Source organism: Blastocatellia bacterium, assembly GCA_025055075.1.
In the GTDB taxonomy this organism is placed as follows: Bacteria; Acidobacteriota; Blastocatellia; order HR10; family HR10; genus HR10.
In genome coordinates this window covers 23,937-47,182 of record JANWYV010000001.1, presented here as the reverse complement: position 1 = coordinate 47,182, position 23,246 = coordinate 23,937, and the positions used below count along the sequence as shown (strand labels likewise).

Here is a 23,246-nt window from a genome sequence, read left to right as displayed (position 1 = left end):
GATGAAGCAAGACGGCGTTCGCCGATGGATGTCGAGCGTGAGCGTGAAGTTGGCCCTCTGGCTCATCGCGAGCATGGCGCTCGTCTTCGCGCTTCTCGGATACCAAACCCTGCAGCTCCACAAGCGCGATCTGGAGCAGATGACCATCATGAGCGCCGACCGCACCAGCGATGTCATCAAGCGAGGGCTGCGCTACAGCATGCTGCAGAACCACCGTGATGAGATCTACCACACGCTCCTCACCATCGGCGCGCAACCCGGCATTCACAAGATTCGCATCTTCGACAAGGAGGGACGCATCAGCTTCTCCACTGATGCGCGCGAGATGAATACGTTCGTGGACAAGCGCGCCGAGGCCTGCTACGCCTGCCATGCCCAGGAGCAGCCGCTCGCTCGATTGGAGCGTCCGGATCGCGTCCGCGTGTACGTGGGGGATCGCGGGGAGCGCATCTTGGGCCTCATCAACCCTATCGAGAATGAGCCGGGGTGCTACACCGCTCCGTGCCACGCGCACACAGCAGCGCAATCGGTACTCGGGGTGCTGGACGTGACGCTCTCGCTCGCTCCCGTGGACGCCGCCATTGCGGAGGGCCAGCGTCAACTCCTTCGCCTCTTCTTGATAAGCCTCCTCTTCGTCGCGCTCGTCGTCGTGGCCGTCACCGTGACGATGATCCATGTTCCGATCAAGCATCTGAAGAAGGGGACCGAACGTGTCGCCGCTGGCGACCTCGACTACAAAATCCCCCTCACCTCGCGCGATGAGCTCGGGGAATTGGCGGCCTCTTTCAACGCGATGACTGAGGAGCTGAAGCGCGCTCACGAGGAAGTGTTGAGTTGGGCGCGCACGTTGGAGGAACGCGTGGCCCAGAAGACGGCCGAGCTGCGGCGCGCGCATGAGCAAATGCTACATGCCGAGCGCATGGCCTCCATCGGGAAGCTCGCGGCCATCGTCGCGCATGAGATCAATAATCCCTTGTCCGGCATCCTCACGACGGCGAAACTCTTGCTCAAGAAGATGCGGGATCACGGGCTCTCGGCCGAGGACCTTGCGAGCGCGCGCCAATATCTGGAGTTGATCGCCAATGAGTCGGCGCGCTGCGGGGAGATCGTGAAGAACCTCTTGCAATTTGTGCGCCCCTCGCGCGCGCGTTTTCAACCGCATGACGTCAACGCGCTCATCCATCAATCGCTGCGCTTGATCCAGCACAAGATCGAACTGATGAGCTTGCAGACCAACGTACACCTCGATCCTTCCCTTCCCCCCATCGTCTGCGATGGCCAACAGATCCAACAAGCCTTGGTCGCCCTTTTGATCAACGCCTGCGAAGCGATGCAGCCGGAAGAGGGGGTGCTCGAGGTCCGCTCGCGGTTCCTCCCCGAGACTCAGCGCGTCGAAATCGCGATCCGCGACAACGGCGTTGGAATGGACGAGGAGACGCAACGGCACATCTTCGAGCCCTTCTTCACGACCAAAGAGAAAGAGGGGAGCCTTGGCCTCGGTCTTTCGGTCGTGCTCAGCATCCTCCACCGACACGGCGGGGAGATCCACGTGCAATCGGCACTCGGACAGGGGACGACCTTCACGCTTCACTTGCCGCTCACCCCGCCATCCCATGAGGAGGAACGCGCTGACCTCGCTTTCGATCTCTCTTCCACGGCTGCCCCAAGCGGCGCCGGCCAGAGCGGGAGGAACGCCCTATGACCTTGCCCAAGGACAAAGTCCGCATTTTGATCGTGGACGATGAGGCCGTCGTACGGGAATCCCTGGGAAATTGGTTCCGCGAAGAGGGGTACCTGGTGGACGTCGCGGGATCGGGAAAGGAGACCTTGCAGAAGCTGGCCGAATCCAGCTACGACCTCTTCCTCATCGACATCAAGATGCCCGGAATGGACGGCCTGCAATTGCAGCGACGCATTCGGGAGATCGCTCCCGACGCCACCATCATCATCATGACAGCTTACGCCTCGGTCGAGACGGCCGTGGAGGCGATGAAGCAAGGCGCTTACGATTATATCGTGAAGCCCTTCGATCCCGATCAATTGGAGCACGTCATTCGAAACGCCGTCGAACGAAAGCAATTGGTCGCCGAGAACATTCGGCTACGCGAGCGCCTTCAGGAGATGGAGCTGTTTCACGAAATCATCGGGCAGAGTCCGGCCATCCGACGCGTGCTCGAACAGATCCGGCTCGTCGCCATGTCGGATACGACGGTCCTCATCCGCGGGGAGAGTGGGACGGGGAAGGAGCTGGTCGCCCGCGCCATCCATGCCAATAGCCCGCGCCGTTACATGCCAATCGTGATCGTCAACTGCGGCGCCCTGGCCGAGGGCGTCATCGAGAGCGAGCTGTTCGGACACGAGAAAGGGGCGTTTACCGGCGCGCATTATCGGCGCAAGGGGAAATTCGAGTTGGCCGACGGGGGGACGCTCTTTTTGGATGAGATCGGCGATATCAGCCTCAAGACGCAGGTGGATCTGCTCCGCGTTCTCGAGGAGAAGAAGATCTTCCGCGTCGGGGGCAACACGCCCATCTCCGTAGACTTCCGCCTGATCGCAGCGACCAACAAGGACCTGGAGGCCTTGGTCGCCGAAGGGAAGTTCCGCGAGGACCTCTACTATCGGATCAACGTTTTCTCCATCACCATCCCGCCGCTCCGCGAGCGACGAGAGGACATCCCGCTTCTGGCCGAGCATTTCCTCAAAAAATTCGCGCGGAGCATGAACAAGCCGGTTCACGGCATCTCGACGGCGGCGATGGCGCTGCTGCAACAATACGATTGGCCAGGGAACGTGCGCGAGCTGCAGAACGCCATCGAGCGCGCCGTGCTCGTCTGCCGCGGGCGCGAGATCCAGCCGGAAGACCTCCCCCTCTACGTGAACGAGGCGCGAGAGTCCGCAGTTGGGAAAACGCTCGCTGAAGTCGAACGGCAGCATATCGCGCGGATCCTGCAGGAGACGGGGTGGAATATTTCGCAAGCGGCTCGCTTGCTCGGTATTGATCGCGTGACGCTCTACAATAAGATCCGGAAGTATCAGCTCAAACCCGATTCGCCGCGATGATGAGGAGAGGCCGTGGGGCGCGCGCTCATCGAACTGGTTCCGATTGGGAACGTGGACGCGGAAGTCCTCGACTTCCTCGCGCTCGTCCTGCCGGAGACGCTCCCGGTGTCTTGTCACATTCGGAATCATCCCGTCGAGCTGGAAGCGGCCTATCATCCCCTCCGGCAACAGTACCATTCGACGGAGCTGCTCGCGCAGTTGATCCGCGGGCACCGCAATCCGGCTGCGAAGGTTCTCGGCGTGACGGATGTGGACTTGTTCATCCCCATCCTCACGTTCGTCTTTGGCGAGGCGCAGCTTGGCGGAACGGCGGCCGTGCTCTCAATCTATCGCCTCGATCAACGGTTTTACGGGCTGCCGGAAGACCGTCGGCTCTTCTTCGAGCGGTGCGAGAAGGAAGCCTTGCACGAGTTGGGCCATACATTCGGTCTCGTCCACTGTTCGGATTTCGAGTGCGTCATGCACTTCTCGAATTCCATCGAGCACGTGGATTTGAAATCAAACGCTTTCTGCGCCTCCTGCGGGCGCATCGTGCGAGAAGCCATCGCGCGCCTGGCGAGCGCGCCGAAGGCCTCGTGATCTTGCCCGTCGTAAGGCGCGATGAGGAGACGACCATGCGAGAAGTCGCATTGATCCATGCCCTGCTGGAGCGCCTCGAGGAGGCGTTCGCGACCGATCCGTATCGAAAGATCATGAGCGTGCGCGTGCGACTAGGGATCGGGCGTGCGGCACCCGAACGCTTTCGCGCCGCCTTCGAGCGCTTGACGCTGGGGACTCCGGTCGAAGCCGCGCGCTTGGAGTTGGAGATCGTCCCAATGACTTTTCGATGCACCCTCTGCCATCATACGTTTCGTTCCGACGAAGCCCTCGGCGAATGCCCGCGCTGCGGGGCGCTCGGCGGCGAAGTGCTCGGCGGAGGGGAATTCGCCATCTTAGATGTCCGCCGGAAGAACGCGGCGGTCGTGAATTTCTCCAACGCTTCGCACGCGTGAGGGCGAGGGCGCTCACTCGCGTGAAGGCCCATTGGGTGTTACGCCCGCCGCCTCGAACGCGCTCATGAGCATCCCGAGCGCGATCGAAAGGAGTTTTGCCTCCGCACGATCCGAACGCGAGGGGATCAAAACCGGCACGGCGGCCCCAACGGCCACATGCGCGACGCGACGCCCGGCGAAATAGATGATCCCTTTGGCCAGGATATTGGCCACCTCAATATTCGGGCACACGAGAATGTCGGCGTGACCAGCCACGGCAGACGTCACCCCCTTGATCGCGGCCGACTCCGGGGAGATGGCGAGATCGAGCGAGAGTGGCCCCTCGATCACGCATCCGGGGATTTGCCCGCGTTCGTTCATCTTCGCGAGGATGGCCGCCTCCAGAGTCGAGGGGAGCACCGGATGGATCTTCTCCGTCGCTGAGAGCACAGCGACACGCGGCCTCTCCCATCCCAAGGCGTGAGCTACTGAGACGGCATTCCGAATGATCTCGATCTTCTGCGAGAGATCGGGGTTCGGAATCACTCCCCCATCGGTGATCATGCGCATGCGATACGGGTGATGCACCGGATCCTCGAAGAGCAACACGTCGCTCAACACGCGACCGGTGCGCACGCCTTCCTGGGGATCGAGAACTGCTTTGAGGAACGTGCTCGTGTCGGGAGAGCCTTTGAGCAAAATCCCTCCATGCTGGCGGGCGACGGCGACAGCCCGGCGGGCGGCCTCCTCCGATGTGCACGCCGGGATCAGGCGCGCTTCAGGAATTCCTGGAAGGCCGAGTGCACGCGCCGTGGCCTGAAGCTGATCGGGATCTCCAACGAACACGCTCTCGAGAGGCAGGCGCGACTCCGCCTCCACGGCGGCTTCCAATGCCGCGCGATTCTCAGCACCGGCGACGACGACGCGTTGTCGCGGAAGACGCCGAGCATGCTCCAGAAGATCATCGAGGCACGTGATCATCGTGCCGCTCATACGTACTCCTTCACCGGTTCTTCCCCCATGAGCGCGCGCCGCGCCATTTCGGCCATTGTTTTCATCTCCCATTCTTCAGGCAGGATGACGACCTCGGCGATGAACGCGACGCGCTCGCGAATCCAATCGGTCAGGAGCGTCGAGCGCGCCAAGCTTCCGATCAAGAGGATCGCATCCACACGCCCTCGCAGCACAGTCGCCATCGCGCCGATCTCCTTCGCGATCTGATAGGCCATGGCCTCATAGACCTCGCGGGCATAGGCGTCCCCCTCGGCAATGCGGCGTTCAACTTCAGTCGCCTCATTCGTCCCCAGATACGCCACGAGTCCGCCGCGCCCCATGACCAAACGCCGCATCTCCGATTCGGTGAATTTCCCGGAGAAGCACAGCGTGATGAAGGGTTGAAGCGGGAGCGAGCCTGTACGTTCCGGTGAAAACGGACCGTCGCTGGAAGCGTCGTTCGCATCCACGATGCGTCCGCCTCTAACGGCGGCCACGGAAATTCCCCCACCCAAATGCGCGATGACGAAGCTCGTCTGCGAGAGGGGCTTTCCCAACCGCGCAGCCATGGCCCGCGCCGCCGCATGCGCACTGAGCGCATGCGAGAGGCTCCGCCGCTCAATAAGCGGGTGTCCCGAATAGCGCGCCAAGGGTTCAAATTCGTCTACCGAGACTGGGTCCACGACGACGGCTAAGGCTCCCCATCGCTCAGCGAACTCCCAAGCGAGCACGCACCCGAGATTAGAGGGATGCTCGCCCTGAACGCCGCGGCGTGCATCCTCCAACATGCGCTCAGTGACGCGGTAGACGCCGCCCTCGACGGGCTTCAGGAGTCCCCCACGCCCGACGACGACAGCAATTCTCTCGCCACGCTCCCCCCATCGCTCGAGAGCTTGCGCGATCGCTTCGCGCCGCCAGGGAAGTTGCTCCCATAAGGTGGCGAATCGTTCCAGGTCTTCGACCCGATGCGTGATCGTCTCCTCATGCAGCAAGCGCTCGTCTTCAAAGAGCGCGATCTTAGTCGAAGTCGATCCGGGATTAATGGCGAAGATCTTCATCGCCCGCTCTCCCTGCCCGAGCTCGTGGTCGCACCGTTGCAACCTATAGGCGCGGCCCCGGATAGACCTTTTGCATGAGCCGATCCTTCACCTTGGTCCCCTGCTCGAACGCTCGATTGGCCTTCGTCCGCACGGGCTCGAAGCGGAACGCATGCCACTCCCATTTGGCTTCCGCCAGGAGCTTGCGCGCGACTTCTAAATCTCGAATTTCTCCGGAGACATCAAGCCGCTTCTCCTGAGCCGCTTCGACGAGGCGATCCGCCCAGATGATCACGCCGTTGGCCCGGCTGAGGCTGAGCAGCGTCTCCTGTGCGCTCTTCACAATCTGCGGATTCGGTGGCAAAAGCCCACCTTCCGTGCCATGACATCGGTTGCAAAGCGCGCCGATGTCGGTAGCGCTGCGCACCGTTGCGTTCGCCATGTCGGGATGGCACGTGCTGCAGAAGGGTCCAAGGCCAGCCGAGCTGAGTTTCAGATAATGTGCGCTCGTCGCATAAGCGGTACGCACTTCCCGATGACACACTCCGCAAGTCTCTATCTGATTCTTCCCATATACGCGACTCCGCTCATCAAATGAGGGGAATACCCCACGATGAGCTTCTTGAGCCGCCCGCGCCTGCGGATCGCCCCCATGACAAGCATCGCAGGTGACCCCCTTCTCTTTGTGAATCGAGAGATGCCAATCGTAGTAACGTTGGCTCAGCTCAAGCGGAGCCGTGATCCCCTGATGACAATTCACGCAACTATTCGGCGATTGAGGCCCGCCCCCGAAAGGGGATGAGATCCCCGAGTGCGCTCCAAGAAGCACACCCCCGATCCCAAGACCGAGAACGAAGACAAGGATCCGCATGATCGTTTCCTCCATCCGAGACGTTGTGGGCTCCACTTCTGTGAGCACCGACGCGCGCTCCCAGAGCTGAAATCAACGCGGAGTCCACAACGAACGGGTTCGACGAGAATGGCCGACAGCGTTCAACGAACGTCGCCGCGCAGGCCCTCTCCTCCCCTGCCAGATCCCGGTTCGCGCAAAACTCACCCCACATAATCTCACCAACACTCCTCTCTCAATGACGATGTAGCAATCCTTGTGCCGAAGTTGAGACGCCACGGCTGGCCCTTGACAGGACCGCCATTCGATTCCTCATCCAACAGTTCGAGGGAGCCTCACCCACAAATGGAACGCTCGGAGCACGCGAAGGATTTCTCTCAGGTCGGGGAAAATCCCCGGAGTGGGTTAAAAACCCCGCCGCGTGAGTGTTCGCAGCGCCTGAACGCTCCTCGTTCCTTGACAGGTGAAGGGGCCACTCCTATAATTCCGTCATGGAAACATCAGACGCGGGGTGGAGCAGCCTGGAAGCTCGTTGGGCTCATAACCCAAAGGTCGCGGGTTCAAATCCCGCCCCCGCAACCAACTTTTTTTTTGGCCTCGCAGCGCCAGATTTCGCGTTCCCTTTCGCATGTCCCCATGCACAATGGAGAGCAGATTCGACCGGCTGGTGTCAGACGAATGACCGCCACACCCGCCGTAAGCGTCTTGAGCTTTGACGTGACGAATCTCGCCGTGCGCCACATCATACCGAGATGGGGCCCCTGAACGCCGAATCCGTCCCCAATCATCCAGCGCCGGGGCGATTGGGAAGCGTTTGGTACTATTCGGCTCCACCCCATCCTCAGGTCTGCTGGTTTATGCCTTGTGAGATACAAGCCTACGTGCCAGGTCGAAACCACTTCCCGAGCCCAACGCATTCGTGGATGCCCCACCGCAAAGCCCTTGGCTTTCTGCGCGTCGCCCTCTCGTTGCCCCCCAGGTTCTTCAAAAGGCCAGTACGTAGGAGAATTTCACGAAGAATTCGCGCCCGATGTGAAAGCGTCGTTCCGGGGAAATCGTCTCGGCATTATAGCCGATGGCTAGGGCGCTGCGGGCAGTGAAATCGTAAGAGATGAGGGAATTGAGGTTAAACTGGTTGCGCCGATTGTCATTGTTGAATTGGGCGAGCACCCGGGCGCGCAGCTTGGGTGTGAATTGGTGACCAATACGGGCTAGGATGAGACTGCGATTCTCCTCCAGTTTTCCGTTCATGAAAGACTCGCGGAAGAGCTGGCCCCGCAGTTCGAGCTTGGTGCGCCCGGCCAGTCGCGCATTCAATCCCATTTCGTAGAACCAGACCCGACCGTAATAGTTGTCGCGAAAGTCCACGAACTTTCGCCGAACAACTTGAAGACTCAGCGAGATCGGCCGATTTTCGTTGGTCGTCAGGCCCAGGATGACGCGAGGCATGATGTAGACTCTCATCCGGTTGAGCCGTTTTTGATTAACAAACTCATAGAATCGCACCCGGTCGTAGGAATAGACGGCCCGCGCCGACCAGAAGTTTTTGAACTGCACCCGCAGGCGCAGATCGGCGCCCGAATCGTCGTGCTCGCCCGTCACCAAAGCGACGTGATCGTAGTTGGGCTCCAGGAAGATCTGCCGGATGCCGAAGCGATTGAGAAAAGGCTTGTAGGTAAAACTCATCTGTCCGCTCACGCGACCTGTCTCAGGCTCGAAGCCGATGCCGCTGACATCGAAATCGCGACCCAGGTACTTCGCCTCAACCTCGTATTCAAACTTATCGGAATCATAGCGGAACGCGGCAATCGCCCCAGCTTGCTCGAGCAAGCTCGCCCGCACGCCCGGATTTTGACTCACCGCCACCTGCGAGGAGAAAGTGATGTGTCGGCCTCGGGCAAGCGAGAGATCAATTCCATGAGCGCGCACCGAATGGGAGAAGTCGCTTTCGGGCTGATCTCGATTCACGGTGATGAATCCGAGCGCCGATTTTTCAAAGATGTCGCGCTGCAGGCGCAGGACGAAGAAATTGGCCCCCGGACTGAGCCGTCTCTGGCCTGAGCTGGGATCGAGGAAAAACTGATCGCGGGTGCGGGCTTCAAGGATACCTAGGTTGTATCGTCCGATCTTGCCAGTGATTTTTGCTCCGGCGGCGATGCGCTGCTCCGATCCATCAGGCACTCGCAGGCCCACTCGCCGGGAGAAGAAGAGTCGAAGCGGCGTGCGGAAGAAGTTCGACCCTTCGACGAAAAACGCCCGCTTCTCCGGGAAGAACAGCTCGAAGCGGGAGAGCGTGATGTTGATCTCGTCAGCCTCGGTCTGAGCAAAATCGGGATTGATCGTCAGATTCGCCTTCAGATTGGCCGTCAGGCCATAGCGCACATCCACTCCGGCGGTCGGATGGTAGCCAGAGACTGTAGGAATGGTCGTACGAAACCGCCCTGGCTGAAGGGTGAAGGGGATGATCTCCAGATCGCGTCCGGGCTGAATCTCAGTCAGCCCCTGGAGAACGCCCGACTTGGACGGCTTCATCACTCGATCAAATCGGGCGACCGGATACCAACGTACGACCTCATTCTTTCTCACGATCACCCGACCGAGATTCATCCCCCATGTCTGCGGGGACCTTCGAGGAAATCGAAGGATCTTAAACGGAATGGCAATTTCTGCTACCCAACCCAGTTCATCAATCGTCGCAGCGCTCTCCCACAACCCATCCCACGTTCCGTCATACAGACCAAAACCGGAGCCGCCCCCCGTCGTCTCCGACACGATGGCGTCGAATTGAACCCCCCGGGCGTTGACGCTAAAAAAATAGCCCGTGCGAAGATCATGAAACGTGTCCAAGAGAATATCCACGCTGTCGGAAAAAGTACGGGCATCATGAGCATCCAGGCGAGCGATGATCCGGTTCGGTTCCGAGTCAAAACACCGAAAGCCGAAATAGAGCTTGTTGTGATCGTAAAAAATCCGAACTTCGGTCCGTTCGGTCGCAGGCTTGCCCTCGTCGGGTTCCGTTTGGGTGAAATCCTGGATCGGCTCGATCTCGCCCCATACCGGCTCGTCCAACCGACCATCAATTTTCACCTGAGCATCGAACCGCCGGATCGTAGCGACGCGTAAGGGAGGATGACCGGATTCCATCGTGCGATTCTGCTCCGCCAGCCCGTGGCCAAAGAAAGCCAGGATCGCGACCACCAAGAGTCCTACATAACCACGCGGACGTCCCACACCGCACTCTCCCTCAAGAGACTCGAGCTTGTCACCGACATACGATCCACAGGAAAAAGTATGAGCAGGTACCAGCTCCGTCGTCAACCGAGCCCGTTTGGGAACCCTCGTTTTTCATGACTCATGGAGTGACTGAGGGCGAGAGGCGAACGACAGACTTCACACGAAGCGACCTCTCGCCAACATGGAGGCCTTGCTCCCGAGTGCGACAAGGAACGATCGCTCGCGAACGCTTCAGCAAGATCACCCGGCGAGGGGGGATTCCCTACCCCGGTTGTGAGGATCACCCGTGGTAGGGGCCACAATGAGTGAGCGAATGGCTCCCCCCTCGCGATTTATTCAAAACTGAAAGCGCAAACCGCCGTGCACGAGTCGCGGGGGGCCTGGCAAAATCCCGCGCGTTCGGTCAGCGATGTACAAGCGATCGAAGAGGTTTTTCACCGTAACGAAGAACGTCAGACCGCGCGATTCCACGCGATAGTTCAGCGTCAGATTCCAGATCGTATACGCGGGCAACAGCCCTCGCTGACCGTCGGGCGTCGGCGCGATCGTGTTCAAATCGTCGCCGAATTGATCGCTGACATGAACGGCCTCCAGGAGCGCGTCCAATCCGCGCGGATGCGCATATCCGAGCTGGAAATTCATGAGATGCTTCGGCGCATAGGGAAGCCGATTCCCGCTCACGCTCACAGTGCTGAATCCCGGAATGCTGCTGAATCGCCGGCCGACGAACTTCGCCGTCGGGATATAGGTGTAAGCAGTGCGGACATAGACGTTGTGCGTCATGTTGAGTAGCGAGCCCATATCCACGCGGCCGGTGAATTCCATCCCCTGATGGAGCGTCTCTCCCGCGTTGGTGAACGTTGCGCCGATGCCGCCAGCGACGCTCGCCGGAACGATCTGGTTCTCGAAATCCATGCGGAAGAACGTCGCCTCCAGCTTCAGGCCGGAGACGGGCCAGCTTCGCACGCCCACTTCATAGGTCCAACTCCGTTCGGGATCGAGATCGATCGTTCCCCCCGCATTGTCAATAATGTCCTCGGTGCGCGGTGGAGCGAATCCGCGATGCGCCCCGCCGAAGATCGTCGTGTGAGACGCCGGAGCGAACGTAATGCCGATGCCCGGGATGACCTCCGTCAGATGCGTGCGCCCAGTCGCGCCCGCGCCGCGATTAGCCAACCGGTTCGTGCGCTCATAGCGAACGTGCTCCAGGCGCAGGCCCGGCGTGAGCGTCCACCGGCCAAGCAGAAACCGATGCTGAATGAAGCCCGAGTACGCCTGGTTCTTCCGTTCATTGTCCTCGACCAGTGCGCCTGTGCGAGCCGTCGGCGCTTGGCCGTTCATCTGTCTACGATCCTGCCGCTCGAAGTGCGCGCGAAAACCAAATTCCGTTTCGCCCCGAATGCCGAGAATTCGGTCGAAGGCCCGAATGCGCGGCTCGATCCCCCAGGTGTAATATTTGCGCAATCGCCCTTCGTTACCGCAAGTCGTCAGAAGATCTTCCATGCCGCGGCAACCGGGATCGCCGCGCCGATTCGGGCGCTGATTGGAATTGCTCGATTGTCGCCACCAATCACGGAAGAACATCGAGCCGTAAAGGCTGGTCGTGAGCACAACCTCGTTCTTCAGGATATAGGCGTGAGTGACGGACGCTCCGTACCGATCTCCCACGAAGCGATCATTGAGGAAGGGATTCTGACGCGGATTGGCGAGGTATTCGTCGAGCCGCAAACCCGAATAGGTCACCTGCGAGTTCTCGCCGTAGTAATTGCCCTTGATCGTCAAGGCGTGCTTGGAGCCGAGCGCAGTGACGAGCTTGAGGTTCGCATCATTGAGCCCCGTGCGCGTGTTGTCGCGCGAGCCCTCGCCCTGCTTGCGCATGTAATCGAGGAGTAATCCCGTGCCGCCCCACGTCCCGCCATAGCTGAGGTGCCCGTCGAGATAATCACGATTGCCCCCCATGAGCGTCAGAGCGCCGCGTGATTTCTCGGGAGGATTCGGCGTAATGTAGTTGATAACGCCGCCGATGGTCATCGGACCGTAGAGGATTTGCCCCGATCCTTTGATGACCTCGATGCTCTCGAACCGATCCACCGGCGGATGATAGTACGAGGCATTATCACCATAGGGCGCATAGGTCAGCGGGATGCCGTCTTCGAGAAGCAACACCTTGGTCGAGCGCGTGGGATTCAGCCCGCGAATGCCGATATTCGGGCGCAGGCCGAACCCCTCCTCGTCGCGCGCGAACACGCCCGTGACCTTACGCAAAGCTTCGTTGATCGTGAAAACGTGGCTCGCATCGAGCACTTGCCGATCCAGGATCTCAACCGATCCGGGAATTCGCCGCAGCGTCTCCGGCGTATCCACGATGGTCCCCGCCAAGACGACGACCTCCTCCGCGATCGGCCGCGGCGAGAGCACGAATGTCAGCTCCAAACGAGCTCCGGCCGCGAGGACGACTTCACGAGATTGAGAGGCAAACCCATCGGCCGAGACGAGGATCCGATAGCGCCCGGGATTGAGATGGTCGAAGCCAAAATCACCGATGCCATCGGTGCGAGCGATGCGATGAATGCCAGCGGTCGGCTCCCAAAGTTGGACGATGGCCTCGGGGACGATCGCTCCCGTCTGATCGGTCACACGCCCCACGATGGCTCCCATACGTCCTTGGGCGAATCCGACCCCGTAGACTAGGCATCCCATGAGCCCCACGATCCCCCAGATTCGAGACATAACTCCCCTCCTTCGCGAATTGATCGGCGCGGTTTCGCGCTTTAAGAAATCGAAAACCATTTTCAATTTCCAAGGAGGGGATTATAGCCCGAATCCGTCCCGCTGTCAATCCCCTTTTCTGACGAGCGACGCGAGTTCCGCCGGTCGGAAGAAGCGACGCGTTTGACATCGCTGCTCACGTCTGTTAGCTTAGCAACCGCGCGAGTGGAAGGAGAGCGATGATGAAAGACATCTTCATCTTGGGCGGCGCTCGAACGCCCATGGGAGAATACGGAGGACGACTCAAGGATTTCACGGAGATCGAGCTCGGAGCGATCGCAGCGCGTGCCGCCCTCGACCGATCGCGAGTCGCTCCTGAGGAGATTGATCACGTCATTTTTGGCAACGTCCTTCAATCGTCGAGCAACGCGATCTACGGGGCGCGGCATGTGGGTTTGAAGGCGGGCGTGCCCATTGATCGTCCAGCCCTGACGGTCAATCGGCTATGTGGTTCGGGCATGCAAGCGATCATCAGCGGCGCTCACATGATCCTCCTAGGAGAAGCGCATTTGGTTCTGGCCGGAGGGATGGAATCTATGTCCCAAGCACCGTATGTTGTGCGCGGTGCACGGTGGGGCGTGCGGCTCGGTCATGCGCAGTTGGAGGATTACCTTTGGGCCTCTTTGTACGACAGCTCTTGCGGATACATGATGGCGCAGACGGCGGAGAATCTGGCTCGGCGGATGAACATCTCGCGCGAGGAACAGGACGAGTTCGCCCTGCTCAGTCAGCGCCGAGCGGCTGCCGCGCGCCAGGCCGGGAAGTTTCGCGAGGAGATCGTTCCCATCGAGCTGAAGACCAAAGAAGGGAGTGAACTCTTTGACTTCGACGATCACATGCGTCCGGATACGACGCTGGAAGCGCTCGCCCGATTGAAGCCCGTCTTCTCCCCCGATGGATGTGTGACGGCGGGGAATGCTTCGGGGATTGTGGATGGGGCCGCGGCCGTTGTTCTTGGAGATGAAGAAGCACTTCGCTCCCGTGAGGTGAAGCCTCTTGGACGCATTGTCTCCTGGGGCATTGTAGGCGTTGATCCAGCCATTATGGGCATCGGTCCGGTTCCGGCCTCGCAACAGGCTTTGAAGAAAGCCGGATTGAAGCTGGAGGATATGGACCTCATCGAGATCAACGAAGCCTTTGCGGCGCAATATCTCGCCGTGGAGAAGGCGCTCGCGCTCGATCGCGAGCGGACGAACGTCAACGGCGGGGCCATTGCGCTCGGCCATCCTTTGGGGGCGACGGGCACGCGGCTGGTGCTGACGCTGCTTCTGGAGCTGCGTCGCCGTCGAAAACGATACGGACTTGCGAGCGCGTGCATCGGTGGAGGACAAGGCATCGCGCTCATCGTCGAAGCCTTCGCCTAAAGGAGCTGATCTATGCACGATCGAAGACGCTCGAAACGAGATGAACGAGTGCGCCGGCTTTTCATCAGCAGCCTCATTCTCCTCTACTGTTCCATCGGGGCGTTCGCCCAAGCTCAACGATCGCTCTTAGGGGCTCGGCGAACGGACGTGGATGTGACGCGCGACACCACGCTCGATGTCGCGCTTCCGAGCGGATTCGTCCTCTCGGGGAAGATCCTGGTGGACGATCCCCTCTCGGTCATGGGGAGTGCGGTGCTCGCGCGATCCAACGACCGCACCTTCTCCGGAGAGATCACGGTGGATTTTTCCATCGCTGGTCTGACGGCGGCCTATCGGATTGTGCTCCCGGCTGGGAATTATCGGTTGTATTTTCGACGCTTGATCCTCGAGGACTCCGAGGCGGGCGAGGGCGCAGTGTTGCAGGTCGTTTCGGATCTCTCTCGGACGGTCGCGATCACGGCCGATCGCACGCTGGACATCACGCCCCCTCAACTTCCGGGGCTCATCTCCCTTTCGGGTCGGATTACGAGCGCCGGCAGATTTCCCGCGAAAGGTTTCCTCCTCTTTTCTTCTGCTGATGGAAACGTCTCTGCACTGGTGCCATTTGATCCGACATACCGAGCGCGACTTTTGCCCGGATCGTATACGGTCACGGCCTGGATCACCGATCCCGAGAGAGAGGACGCGGATTGGACATCCGTTCGCCTAGGGCAAATTAGCGTGAGCGCCTCGAGCACGCGGGATTTCACGCTCCCGGCAGCGATCGAACTCTCCGGAAGGGTGACGCGAGCGACGGGGTCGCCCGCTGTCCCGGCCCAAGTGATCGCCATCGCGACAGCGGATCTCGCAAAGCTCCCTTCGGATGCCGAGTGGGCTTGTGAGAGTGGGGCGGTGAGGTTTGACCTCCCCGTGGTATCTGCGATGACCCGGATCCCCGAAGAGAGCGCAACGGGTGCGTATCGGCTGTTGCTTGTGCCGGGAACGTATCGGCTGAACGCGGAGGTAGATCTCGATCCCAATGACGAGACGAATCCCAGGCTCAGCTTTTCTTTCCTCGAACGCGCGCTCACGGCGGACACGACGCAGAATTTCACTCTGCCCTCGCTTCCCTCTTTCGTCACCCTCTCGGGACGGATCACCGATCAACGGGGCCAGCCGGTCGCTCGCGCATTCGTCTTCGCTACTACGAGCACGCTCAGTGGAACGCCAAATGCCGCTTTCACCGCAGCGACGGAGGCCGACGCGCAAGGACGATATCGGCTTCGTCTCCTCAGCGGGAGGGCGTACCAAATCACGATTTGTCCGCCGACTCCTTCCCCCACGCTGCCGTCGGGACTGCGCGCCCGTCGGCATTCGTCATTCTGAAAGCCGAAGATCAGCGGAAAGCCTCTCGCCTCCGATCGATCCCGCACCGATCGGAGCGAGGCTGCGTGCACAATGGGAGAAGTCGCGAACGAAGGAGGATAAGGCTATGACGATCCGAACGGTTGGCGTTATCGGTTGTGGCCTCATGGGCTCGGGCATCGCCCAAGTGGCCGCCATGTCCGGATATGAGACACTCGTCTCTGATGTCTCGGAGGAGATCTTGCAAAAAGGCTTCGGTCGCATCGAGGATTCGCTCTCGAAATTCGTCGAGAAGGGGACGATCTCCGCTGAACAGAAACAGCAGACGCTCGCCCGGTTGAAGCGAACCCTTCGCCTGGAGGATTACGCCGACTGCGATATCGTCGTCGAGGCGATCATCGAGAACATTCAAGCGAAGAAGGACCTCTTCGCGCAGTTGGACCGGATCTGTCGACCGGAGACGATCCTGGCGAGCAACACGTCCTCGATCTCGATCACCGAGATGGCGACCGTTCTGACGCCCGAGCGTCAACGGCGATTCCTGGGTTTGCACTTCTTCAATCCCGTGCCCCTGATGAAACTCGTGGAGATCATTCCCTCGCTTTTCACTGATGAGGAGGTTATCACGCGCGCCACGGAATTCGCAAAGAGCTTGGGGAAGACGCCCGTGCGCGCGAAGGACCGCGTGGGATTCATCGTCAATCGGCTCTTGGTCCCGTACCTCATAGATGCCGTGCGCGCGCTTGAAGAAGGCGTCGGGTCCATCGAGGACATTGATGCGGCGATGAAGCTCGGTTGCAATCATCCGATGGGGCCATTCACGCTCTTGGACTTCGTCGGCTTGGATACGACCTATTACATCGCCAATATCATGTACGAGGAGTACAAGGATCCGCGCTTTGCGCCCCCGCCCCTCTTGAAGCAGATGGTGCTCGCCGGATGGCATGGGCGGAAGACGGGACGCGGTTTCTACGACTACACGGATCCGAAGAATCCGAAGCCGATGAAGCTGCGATGAGCGGATCTCGGCCTCGACCCTCCGTGGGCAGAGAGCCGAGACCAATGTCGGCATTGGCGTGGGAAGCAGGTAAGGAGGGCCGTATGGCGTATCAATATCTCCTGTACGAGAAGCGGGAGCGAATCGGCTATGTCACGATCAATCGGCCGGAGAAACTGAATGCCTTGAACGCGGCGACGGTGCACGAGCTATGGACCGTCTTTCACGAGATCGCTCACGACGATGACGTGGGCGTCGTCATCCTGACGGGAGCAGGAGATAAGGCCTTTGTGGCCGGAGCGGACATCGCCGAATTGGCCGAACAAACGCCCATCGGCGGTCGAGCGATGGCTCGCTTCGGGCAACAGTTGCTTTCGTTCATCGAACGGTTGGGGAAACCGGTGATCGCGGCGATCAACGGCTACGCGCTTGGTGGAGGGTGCGAGCTGGCGATGGCGTGCACGATTCGCATCGCCTCGGAGAACGCGAAGCTGGGGCAACCCGAGGTGAAGCTCGGGCTCATCCCCGGCTATGGAGGGACGCAGCGGCTGGCTCGCTTGATCGGAAAGGGGCGCGCATTGGAACTGCTGTTGACGGGCGAGATGATTTCCGCCGAAGAGGCCTATCGGCTCGGTCTGGTGAATCGCGTCACAAGCCGCGAGGAGTTGCTGCCGACGGCTGAGACGATCGCGCGTCAGATCCTCAGTAACGCTCCGTTGGCCGTTCGGTTTTGCTTGGAGGCTGTCACAGCTGGATTGGAAATGCCGTTGGAGGAAGCGCTCCTTCTGGAAGCCACATTGTTCGGGCTCTGTGCCGCGAGTGAGGACTTCCGCGAGGGGACGCGCGCGTTTCTAGAGAAACGGCCGGCTCAATTCAAAGGCCGCTGATCGCTCTTGCTTGACACTTCGGCCGCGAAGAGCGGCGAAGCTCGCGCGCTCACAGGGCGGCGTCGTCCTCTTCCCCAGTCACGATGCTGATGGCTCGCTCGATAGGGGCGATGAAGATCTTCCCATCGCCGGGACGTCCCGTATGCGCAGCTTGTTGAATCGTCCGAGCGATCGTCTCCGCTTCGGCATCGCGGCAGACGATCTCCAACCGGACCTTCGCGCTGAACTGGCGCACGGTCCCGGAAGGGCTCTCGCGCAGAAGTTGAGCCCGCCCGCGACCGAACCCGCGAACCTCAGTGAGCGAGAGCCCGCGCACAGGGAGACGATCCAAGGCCTCAAGGACCCGCTCCACATGCTGGGGTTGAATGAACGCGATGACGCATTTCATAATCCTCGCCACTCGACATGGAGGCTATCGCTCGAACGCTCGCCGTCGAGCAACCAATGCTAGCGCGTCCACCAATAGCTCACAAGCCTTCGCCGCGATGCCAAGAGGGCGGAGAAGCTCGTCAAGTGCTCCTTGACGACCGACCACAAGACTTTGGTATAGTAGAGGCCGCCGAACACATGGGCTTGGGGGGCAGGGCGATGGCGAAGGAATTCGTGCACTTGCACCTGCACACAGACTACAGCCTGCTCGATGGGGCGATTCAAATCGGGGCTCTCGCGCGTCGAATGACGGAGCTGCGGATGCCCGCTGTCGCGATGACCGATCACGGGAATCTCTTCGGGGCGATCTCGTTCTATCACGCCATGAGGGAGGTCGGGGTCACGCCGATCCTCGGGATGGAAGCGTATCTGACGCTCGGCGATCGGCGAGAGCGGTCGGCGGGTCCGGAGAGGACGATCTATCACATCATCTTGCTCGCGCAGAACGAGACGGGGTATCGCAATCTCGTCAAACTCAGTTCGCTCGCCTATCTGGAGGGCTTTCACTACAAACCGCGTCTCGATAAAGAGCTGCTCGCCACATATCATGAGGGGCTTATTGCGCTTTCCTCCTGCCTGTCGGGCGTTCCAGCAGCGCTCGCCCTTCAGGGGAAAATGGATGAGGCCGTGCGTCAGGCTGCCGAGTTTCAAGACATCTTCGGCAAGGGCCACTATTACCTGGAGATTCAGGATCACGGGATTCCGGGACAACGCGACGTCATTCGAATGCTCAATGAGATCTCCAGGAAGACGGGCATTCCGCTCGTGGTCACGAACGATTGCCACTACCTCACGCGCGAGGATGCGCGCGCGCATGACGTGCTCCTCTGCATTGGGACAGGGAAGACGATCAAAGACGCGAACCGGCTGCGCTACCAATCGGACCAGCTCTATGTCAAATCGGCCGAGGAGATGTGGGAGCATTTTGGCACGGAGTTCCCGGAGGCGCTTCGGAACACCGTGCGGATTGCCGCGATGTGCCATTTAGAGCTGCCCAAGCCGCCAGGCATTGGCTATCTGCCCGTCTTCCCCGTTCCGGAGGGGTTCACGACCGAAAGTTATTTCGAGAAGGTCGTGCGGGATGGATTCGCCGAGCGAATGGAGCAATGGCGTGAGAAAGCGGCGCGCGGCGAATTGAAGCATCCCCTCTCGGCCTATGAACAGCGCCTGGAGTACGAGATCGAGACGATCAAGCAGATGGGCTTCGCCGGATATTTCCTCATCGTGTGGGATCTGGTCCGCTACGCGCGGCAACGGGGGATTCCCGTGGGGCCAGGACGAGGGAGCGCCGCCGGGAGTTTGGTCGCGTATTGTTTGCGGATCACCGATGTGGATCCCATCCAGTACGATCTGCTGTTTGAGCGTTTCCTTTCGCCGGCGCGCGTCACGATGCCCGACATTGACATTGATTTTTGCATGCGCGGGCGGCCGGAGGTGATCGCCTATGTGAGTCAGCTCTATGGGCGGGAGAACGTCTGCCAGATCATCACCTTCGGGACGCTCGCCTCGCGAGCCGTCATCAAGGACGTCGGTCGCGCGCTCGACATGAAATATGCCGACGTGGAGAAGGTCGCCTCGCTCATCCCTCCGCCGGTTCGGGGACGGAACGTCAGCATCGAGGAAGCCATCGCGCGGACGCCCGAGCTGCGACAGCTGATCGAGAAGAACCCGCAGGTGCGCGAACTCATTGATCTGGCCCGCCGATTGGAGGGATGCGCGCGCCATGCTTCGATCCACGCGGCGGGCATTGTGATCTCACCTTACCCCCTGCACGACCTTATCCCCGTCTACAAGACGCCCAAGGGCGAGATCACCACGCAATTTGCTCTGGCGGACCTGGAGAAGACGGGGATGCTGAAGATGGACTTCCTCGCTCTGACGACGCTCACGATCATTGACGATTGCGTGAAGATGATCGAGGCGGCGGAAGGACGACGGCTCGATCTCTCGCAGATCCCCCTCGAAGACAAGAAGACGTTGGAGCTTTTCGCCGAGGGCGATACCGATGCCATCTTTCAATTCGAGGGAGAGGGGATTCGGGAATTGTGCCGACGATTGAAGCCCGAATGCTTCGAGGATTTGGTCGCCCTGAACGCCCTCTACCGCCCGGGGCCGCTCGACAGCGGCATGGTGGAGGATTTCATCGAGCGGCGGCAGGGCCGGCGGCGCGTCACTTACGATTTCCCCGAAGCGCGAGAAGTGCTCGAAAGCACCTACGGCATCCCGATCTATCAAGAGCAGGTCATGGCCCTCTTTCAAAAGCTCGCCGGATATTCGCTTGGGGAGGCCGACTTGATTCGTCGCGCGATGGGGAAGAAGAAGCGAGAGGAATTGGATCGCCATCGCGAAGCATTCTTGCAACGGGCGATGGCGCGCGGTCATGACCGGGCGAAATTGGAGAAATTATGGCAGCAACTGGAAGGCTTCGCCGACTACGCGTTCAATAAATCGCACGCGGTGGCTTACAGCTATCTCGCGTACCAGACGGCCTATCTCAAGGCGCACTATCCGACGTATTTTTATGCCGCCGTCCTCTCCAACGAGCTGAACAACACGGATAAGGTTGTGAAGTACATCAACCGGGCGCGCGCGCGCGGCATCGAGATCCTGCCGCCCGATGTGAATCTGAGTCGCGAGGGTTTCACGCCAATAGGGGAGAAGATTCGATTCGGGTTGGCGGCCATCAAGGGGATCGGTCTCTCCACCGTACAAGCGATCATCGCGGCTCGTGAAGCTGGAGGCCCTTTTCGCTCGCTCTTCGATTTCGCCGCGCGCGTGGATCCGCGGGTATTGAACAGGCGCGTCTTGGAGAGCTTGATCAAGGCCGGAGCGTTCGACTCACTGGGAGCCCGTCGTAGCCAACTCTTCGCCGCTATTGATCGCGCGTTGGAGTATGGCGCTCGACGAGGACGCGAGCGCGAGATCGGACAGTTCGGGCTCTTCGCCCCTTCGGCCGAAGGCGGGACGTCCGATTTGGAGCCTCCGCTCCCCGATCTTCCCGAATGGCCATTGGAAGAACGCCTGGCCGGAGAGAAAGAGACCTTGGGCTTTTACGTGACCGGACATCCTCTAGAACGATACGCCGAGGAGATCGCGCTCTACACCGATACGACGACCGAGCAACTCTTCGGCGTCGGCGACTTCAAGGAGGACGCGTCGGATGGCGAACTGTCAGATCCCGAGGCCGAAGAGAAGTCGGACGCCGATAAGGCCCTATCGTCCTCCCATCTCTCGCGACCGCGAGCTCTGAACGGTCGGACCATCACGATCGCGGGCATCGTCACGGCGCTCGCCATCAAGACGACCAAGCGCGGCGATCGCTTCGCCATCTTCACCCTGGAGGATCAATATGGCTCGCTCAAGGTCCTCGTCTGGCCTGAGACGTTCAGCCGAGCGAACGGTCTCTTGCGCGACGATGCCTTGGTGGTCGTGCGCGGCAAGCTCGAACTGGAGGAGAACGCGGCGACACTCGTCGCCGAAGAGATCCTGACACTCGAAGACCTGAAAACGCGCATGACGAAACTGGTGATCATTCGGGTGAAATCCGAGACCGTGACACCAGCGAAAGTGGACCTGCTCTACGGCGTCCTCGATCGTCATCGAGGATCGACCGACGTCCTCTTCGAGGTCGAATGCGCGCGAGGGATTCTGGTGCGGGTCCGACCGAACCCCTTCGTGAAGATCACGCCATCGCCCGAGGCGCTTGCGGAGATTCGGCGGCATCTCGGCAGCTGCGAGATTCGGCTCGTGAACGGGCGTCGGCCGTGAGGTTCGTTGGGCGAACGACCTCGTGCTAGAATGGAGGACGTATGGCGAGGCGGGAAGAATACGAAGCCGTTATCGGGTTGGAGGTTCACGCGCAACTGAAGACGCGCTCGAAGATCTTCTGCTCGTGTTCGACACAGTTCGGGGAGGCGCCGAATCAGAATACCTGCCCCGTTTGCTTAGGGCTTCCGGGCGCGCTTCCCGTCTTAAATCGCGAAGCCGTGCGCATGGCCGCGAAGGCTGCGCTCGCGCTCGGCTGTCGAATCAACCGCGTCTCGGTCTTCTCGCGGAAGAACTACTTCTATCCCGACCTCCCGAAGGGATACCAGATCTCGCAGTACGACCAGCCTTTCTCCGAACACGGCGAGGTGGAGATCGACACGGCCGAGCGGGATGAGCACGGACGCCCCATCGCCTGGCGACGCAAGCGATTTCGCATCCGCCGGTTGCATATCGAAGAGGATGCTGGCAAGTCCATCCACGATGGCATGCCCGATTCGGATCGCATGTCCTATATCGAGTTCAACCGCAGCGGCATTCCGTTGATCGAGATCGTCTCCGAGCCCGACTTTCGCTCCAGCTGGGAGGCCTATGACTACATGCAATATCTGCGGCAGGCGCTCCAGTACGTGGACGTTTGCGAGGGGAACATGGAGGAGGGGAATTTGCGCTGCGACGCTAATGTCTCGGTGCGTCGACGCGGGACGACGACGCTCGGCACGAAAGTCGAGTTGAAGAACTTGAATTCGTTTCGCTTCCTGCAGCGCGCGTTGGAGTATGAGATCAACCGGCAGATCGAAGTCCTCGAAAATGGTGGCGAGATCGTGCAAGAGACGCGCCTGTGGAATGAGGCCGAGGGACGCACATACGTGATGCGCTCGAAGGAAGAGGCCCACGATTACCGCTATTTCCCGGAACCCGATCTCCCTCCGCTCGTCGTGAGCGAGGATTGGATCGAGGAGATTCGGCGCGAGCTGCCCGAGTTGCCGAACCATCGGAAATGGCGCTTCATGCAACACTACGGCCTTTCGATCGAGGACGCGGCGACGCTGACGAGCACGCGCGCGCTGGCCGATTATTATGAAGCCGTCGTGCGCGAGACGGGCGATGCGCGCGCGTCGGCCAATTGGATCTTGAGCGAACTGATGGGGTTGGCGAAAGCGGCTGGCATCGAGCCCTTCGCTTCTCCGGTCACGCCCTCGAAGCTCGCCGGGCTGATTCGCTTGATCGCCGAGGGGACGATCAGCGGCAAGATCGCCAAGACCGTTCTCGACGAGATGTTCCGCACCGGACAATCGGCCGAGGTCATTGTGCGAGAGAAGGGACTGGTGCAGATCACTGATCCCGCACATCTGGAGTCTGTCATCCGACGCGTTTTGGAGGCCAACGCTGCCTACGTCGAACAATATCGCGCGGGGAAAGAGAAACTCTTCGGCTACTTCGTCGGCCAGGTGATGCGAGAGACACAAGGGCGGGCGAATCCGCAGCTCGTCAACGATCTCCTTCGTAAGCTCTTGACGGAAGGGTGAGCGACGCCGTGGCTTCA

Annotated in this window: 16 protein-coding genes and 1 tRNA gene; 11 read left to right on the top strand and 6 right to left on the bottom strand. The window is 60.3% G+C overall.

The genetic code is table 11. The features are described from left to right. Nucleotide 1 precedes the first annotated feature (1 nt). The 4 genes from NZ746_00195 to NZ746_00180 are packed head-to-tail and all read left to right on the top strand — an operon-like array spanning nt 2 to nt 4,052. Nucleotides 2–1,702 carry an ATP-binding protein gene (locus tag NZ746_00195; protein ID MCS6815778.1) on the top strand — a complete coding sequence of 567 codons (1,701 nt, stop codon included), beginning with the start codon at nt 2–4 and terminating at the stop codon, nt 1,700–1,702. Further along, nucleotides 1,699–3,060, top strand: coding sequence for a sigma-54 dependent transcriptional regulator (locus NZ746_00190; GenBank protein ID MCS6815777.1), 1,362 nt, complete (start codon nt 1,699–1,701; stop codon nt 3,058–3,060). Before NZ746_00195 ends, NZ746_00190 begins: the two co-directional genes overlap by 4 nt. A 12-nt stretch (nt 3,061–3,072) precedes the next feature. Next, complete coding sequence (locus NZ746_00185) at nt 3,073–3,639, top strand: archaemetzincin family Zn-dependent metalloprotease (protein MCS6815776.1); 567 nt, start codon at nt 3,073–3,075, stop codon at nt 3,637–3,639. Nucleotides 3,640–3,674: 35 nt separating this feature from the next. After that, complete coding sequence (locus NZ746_00180; GenBank protein ID MCS6815775.1) at nt 3,675–4,052, top strand: hydrogenase maturation nickel metallochaperone HypA; 378 nt, start codon at nt 3,675–3,677, stop codon at nt 4,050–4,052. Nucleotides 4,053–4,064: 12 nt separating this feature from the next. Here the strand turns inward: NZ746_00180 and NZ746_00175 are convergent, their stop codons facing one another. Genes NZ746_00175 through NZ746_00165 form a run of 3 tightly spaced genes read right to left on the bottom strand, consistent with a single transcriptional unit; the run spans nt 4,065 to nt 6,932 of the window. Continuing rightward, nucleotides 4,065–5,024 (bottom strand): phosphate acyltransferase, encoded by a 960-nt coding sequence (locus NZ746_00175; protein ID MCS6815774.1) that lies wholly within the window; start codon nt 5,022–5,024, stop codon nt 4,065–4,067. Beyond that, nucleotides 5,021–6,082, bottom strand: coding sequence for a butyrate kinase (buk, locus tag NZ746_00170; protein MCS6815773.1), 1,062 nt, complete (start codon nt 6,080–6,082; stop codon nt 5,021–5,023). Before buk ends, NZ746_00175 begins: the two co-directional genes overlap by 4 nt. A gap of 43 nt (nt 6,083–6,125) precedes the next feature. Next, a complete protein-coding gene (locus tag NZ746_00165; GenBank protein ID MCS6815772.1) occupies nt 6,126–6,932 on the bottom strand; it encodes a hypothetical protein in 807 nt (268 codons plus the stop codon). 484 nt (nt 6,933–7,416) lie between these two features. Here NZ746_00165 and NZ746_00160 point away from each other — a divergent pair. Further along, nucleotides 7,417–7,493: transfer RNA gene (locus NZ746_00160), tRNA-Met, on the top strand. 402 nt (nt 7,494–7,895) lie between these two features. On the opposite strand, the gene NZ746_00155 is transcribed toward NZ746_00160, so the two are convergent. Beyond that, the gene (locus NZ746_00155) at nt 7,896–10,142 is read right to left on the bottom strand and encodes a carbohydrate binding family 9 domain-containing protein (GenBank protein ID MCS6815771.1); all 2,247 of its coding nucleotides are present in this window, start codon (nt 10,140–10,142) and stop codon (nt 7,896–7,898) included. A 339-nt stretch (nt 10,143–10,481) separates the two neighbouring features. Then, nucleotides 10,482–12,875, bottom strand: a complete 2,394-nt coding sequence (locus NZ746_00150; GenBank protein MCS6815770.1) for a TonB-dependent receptor — start codon at nt 12,873–12,875, stop codon at nt 10,482–10,484. Between the two features lie 221 nt (nt 12,876–13,096). Between NZ746_00150 and NZ746_00145 the strand changes: the two genes are divergently transcribed. The 4 genes from NZ746_00145 (at nt 13,097) to NZ746_00130 (ending at nt 17,506) form a co-directional block, all read left to right on the top strand. Continuing rightward, the gene (locus NZ746_00145; GenBank protein MCS6815769.1) at nt 13,097–14,278 is read left to right on the top strand and encodes an acetyl-CoA C-acetyltransferase; all 1,182 of its coding nucleotides are present in this window, start codon (nt 13,097–13,099) and stop codon (nt 14,276–14,278) included. A 12-nt stretch (nt 14,279–14,290) separates the two neighbouring features. Next, the gene (locus NZ746_00140; protein ID MCS6815768.1) at nt 14,291–15,643 is read left to right on the top strand and encodes a carboxypeptidase-like regulatory domain-containing protein; all 1,353 of its coding nucleotides are present in this window, start codon (nt 14,291–14,293) and stop codon (nt 15,641–15,643) included. A gap of 106 nt (nt 15,644–15,749) precedes the next feature. Beyond that, entirely contained in the window at nt 15,750–16,640 is an 891-nt protein-coding gene (locus tag NZ746_00135; GenBank protein MCS6815767.1) for a 3-hydroxybutyryl-CoA dehydrogenase, read from the top strand. Between the two features lie 83 nt (nt 16,641–16,723). Continuing rightward, nucleotides 16,724–17,506 carry an enoyl-CoA hydratase-related protein gene (locus NZ746_00130; GenBank protein ID MCS6815766.1) on the top strand — a complete coding sequence of 261 codons (783 nt, stop codon included), beginning with the start codon at nt 16,724–16,726 and terminating at the stop codon, nt 17,504–17,506. 49 nt (nt 17,507–17,555) lie between these two features. On the opposite strand, the gene NZ746_00125 is transcribed toward NZ746_00130, so the two are convergent. Continuing rightward, nucleotides 17,556–17,894, bottom strand: coding sequence for a P-II family nitrogen regulator (locus NZ746_00125; GenBank protein MCS6815765.1), 339 nt, complete (start codon nt 17,892–17,894; stop codon nt 17,556–17,558). Nucleotides 17,895–18,094: 200 nt separating this feature from the next. On the opposite strand from NZ746_00125, the gene dnaE reads away from it, so the two are divergent. Beyond that, the gene (gene dnaE, locus NZ746_00120) at nt 18,095–21,703 is read left to right on the top strand and encodes a DNA polymerase III subunit alpha (protein ID MCS6815764.1); all 3,609 of its coding nucleotides are present in this window, start codon (nt 18,095–18,097) and stop codon (nt 21,701–21,703) included. 41 nt (nt 21,704–21,744) lie between these two features. Next, the gene (gene gatB, locus NZ746_00115) at nt 21,745–23,229 is read left to right on the top strand and encodes an Asp-tRNA(Asn)/Glu-tRNA(Gln) amidotransferase subunit GatB (protein MCS6815763.1); all 1,485 of its coding nucleotides are present in this window, start codon (nt 21,745–21,747) and stop codon (nt 23,227–23,229) included. The last annotated feature ends 17 nt before the right edge of the window (nt 23,230–23,246 follow it).